The following is a 3,099-nucleotide window of genomic DNA, read 5'->3' as shown; positions in this document are numbered from 1 at the left end:
CCGGCGGCCGCGGCCCGAACATCGAGACCGAGGGCGTCGACGATCGCGAGTGCGACGAGCGCATTGGTCACGTTGAACCGGCCGAGGAGCGGTAGATCGACCTCCACGGTCACCCCGTGCGGCCCCCACGCGGCGAACGCCTGCCGATCGTCGTCGGTGGTCAACGCCTCGCCCGCCGTCCAGTCGGCGGACCCGCGGGGATCGGCCGAGACGGTCACCGCGTCCGGTCGGGCCGCCAGCAGTCGTCTCCCCCAGTCGTCGTCGACGACGATCACGGCCCGCTCGGCGGGCCGCACCGCGGAACCCGGGTCGGCGTCGGAGTCGAACAACCGGGCTTTGGCCCGGAAGTAGTCCTCCATGCTCGGGTGGAAGTCGAGATGATCCTGGGAGAGATTGAGGAAGGCGCCGACGGCGAACCGTGTCCCGTCCACCCGACCGAGCCGCAACGCATGGCTGGAGACCTCTGCGGCGACGGCGCGGGCACCCCCGGCTCGCATCTCACTCAGCAGCGACTGGAATTCGGGCGCTTCAGGAGTCGTGAGACTGCTCGGCAGGTGCCGTCCGCCCACCCTGCTGCCAGTGGTGCCGATGAGTCCCGCCACGAGGCCACAGCCCTCGAGCGCCGCCTCCACGAGATAGGTCGTCGTCGTCTTGCCGGACGTCCCGGTGATCCCCACGACGTCCAGGTCAGCAGAGGGGTCACCGACGACGGCCGCCGCCACCTCGCCCAGAACGGACCGGGGTCGCGGGTGCACCAGCACCGGGACGCGGTCGGCCACGGGACCCATCAACTCCAGGCCCTCGGTGTCGGTGAGTACGGCCGACGCGCCCGCCTCGACCGCCGTCGCGCAGAAAGAGGCGCCGTGGATCCTCGACCCGGGCAGCGCGGCGAAGAGCGTGCCGGTTCCCGCGTCTTGGGCCCGGATGGTGGCGCCGGTCAGCTCCGCGTCGGCTGCCGCCCTGTCACCGAGGAGGCTCGCCTGCACCGCGTCAGCCAGCTGTGCTGCTGTCGTCATCGCCTGTCCTCGACCCGCCTCTCGTTCTCCGTGACCCCTCGTGAACCCGCTACACGCTACCTTGCCGGTCGCGCGTCACTGCGCCTGCAGGATCAGGTCCGCCGCGGGGGCGGACGGCGGGATGTTGTCCCGGTTGACCAGCCACGAGGCGATGTCGTGGAAGAGGGGCGCGGCGGATGCGCCGAGAGTGCCGCGCTGTGGAGCGTCGAGCATGATCGAGATCACGTACCTCGGATCGTCGGCGGGCAGGATGCCCGAGAAGGTGATCCAGTACCGCGAGTTGGAGTAGCAGGCGCACGAGGGGTCGATCTGCTGGGCGGTGCCGGTCTTTCCGCTGATCTGGTACCCCGCCACCGCGGCCTGGGGGCCGGTTCCCGCCTGTGCCCCCGGGCCGGACTGGACGACCGAGCGGAACATGTCACGCACTGTGCGAGCGGTCTGCTCGCTGACCACCCGCTCTCCTTCCGGTCGATCGGCCTCGTGGACCTCACCGTCCGGGTCCACCCGCTCGGCGACGATCCGTGGCGGCACCCGGACCCCGTCGTTGGCGATGGCCTGGTAGATGCCCGCCATCTGAAGGGTGGTCATCGACAACCCCTGCCCGATGGGCAGATTGGCAAAGGTTCCACCCTGCCAGTTCTGCAGGTCGGGTACCAGACCGTCAGACTCGCCGGCGAGTTCGATGCCCGACCGCTGACCCAGCCCGAATTTCCGCAGGTACTCAGAATACGATTCCTTGCCGACGCGCTGCGCCAGCATGAGAGTCCCGACGTTCGAGGACTTCCCGAAGATTCCCGTGGTCGTGTAGGGCGTCGGCCCGTGCTGCCACGCATCGGAGACGGTCACCCCCTCCATGCTGATGCTCCCGTCCACCGAATGGACCTCACCCGGGTCGGTCAGTCCGGCCTCGATCGCCGCGGCGGCGGTGATGATCTTCTGCACCGAGCCGGGCTCGAAGGGCGAGGTGATCGCCGGGTTGCCGAGGTCCGCCCCGCGCTCGAGCTCGGCGCCGATGCCCACCGCGGGGTTGAAGGTGTTGTCGTTGGCCATCGCGCGGACCTCTCCGGTCTCGGAGTCCAGCACGACCGCCGACGCGCTCTGCGCACCCGAGGAGTCCTTGGCGGACTGCACGGCCTTCTGGACGTGCCACTGCAGGTCCGCGTCGAGCGTCAGACGGATCGTGTCACCGTCTCGTGGGGCCGAGACGTTCCGCAGGGTCCCCGGGATCACCGTGTCGTCCTGGGCACGGTCGAAGGTCTGGCGGCCGTCCTCACCGTCGAGCTCGTCGTTGAAGGACGCCTCGATGCCCTGTAGACCGATGAGCTTCCCGTCGTCGCTCTTCGACGTGGCTCCCACCACGTTTGCCGCGAGGGCTCCGCCCGGGTACTCGCGGATGTCCACCCGTTCCGCACCGATCATCGGAAACTTCCTGGTGATGGCATTGGCCTGGGTCACGTCCACGTTGCGGACGAGGTAGGTGAAACCACCCTCGGAGGTGAGTTTGGCCTCGATCTCCGACCGGTCGATCTTCTCCCCCAGCACGGACTCGAACTCGTCAGCGATCTGCTCGACCAGCTCGTCCCAGGTGGGGTTGGTGCGGTTCAGTTCCCTGCGCGCTTCGGCGTTGCGTTGCTCGACCAGCGGCTGGATGGACAGGTCCCGGGCCTCGCGGGTGAACGCGATCGGGTCGCCGTGGACATCGACGATCGCGCCGCGGGTGGCGGGGAGCACCTGGTGGACCTGTCGTTGGCTCTCCGCGCGTGCCGCGAGCTCGGTGCCGCCGATCGTCTGGACCCACAGCAGCTTGACCAGCGCTATCACCATGATGACGGCGAAAGCTGAGCGCATCCACGTGAACCGCCGGTCCGTCGAGTCGGCGGTGAGGACCCTGCCGGACCGGGTGGGCGGCCGACCGTCGTCCGAGCGGCCGCCGCGAGATGCCCCCGAAGGGACCCGCGGGCCCTGTCCCGGATTGCGTCGATCGGTCATCGAGGGGCCTTTCGCAGGTCGTGTCGTCAGTAGAGCGGGCCGGGGACCGGCGCGAGTGTCGCGACCTCGCCACCCGGGGCCGGCACGGGGGCCG

At 69.6% G+C, this 3,099-nt stretch carries 2 protein-coding genes; both read right to left on the bottom strand.

Annotation, left to right across the window (positions count from 1 at the left end):
• Positions 1–1,016, bottom strand: a 1,016-nt coding sequence (gene murE, locus G6026_RS12810) for a UDP-N-acetylmuramyl-tripeptide synthetase (protein ID WP_182613397.1), incomplete at its 3' end; no start/stop codon positions are given.
• Between the two features lie 75 nt (positions 1,017–1,091).
• Positions 1,092–3,005, bottom strand: a complete 1,914-nt coding sequence (locus tag G6026_RS12805; protein WP_182613396.1) for a penicillin-binding protein 2 — start codon at positions 3,003–3,005, stop codon at positions 1,092–1,094.
• Between the last annotated feature and the right edge of the window lie 94 nt (positions 3,006–3,099).

The organism is Dietzia sp. DQ11-38-2, from assembly GCF_014145055.1.
Lineage (GTDB): Bacteria > Actinomycetota > Actinomycetes > Mycobacteriales > Mycobacteriaceae > Dietzia.
Note: the sequence above shows the minus strand (reverse complement) of the source record. Positions and strands in the feature narration are given on the sequence as shown.

Bases quoted from the DNA above. Each gene is read 5' to 3' on its own strand.
- G6026_RS12805 (WP_182613396.1), bottom strand. From the start codon at position 3,005: ATGACCGATCGACGCAATCCGGGACAGGGCCCGCGGGTCCCTTCGGGG.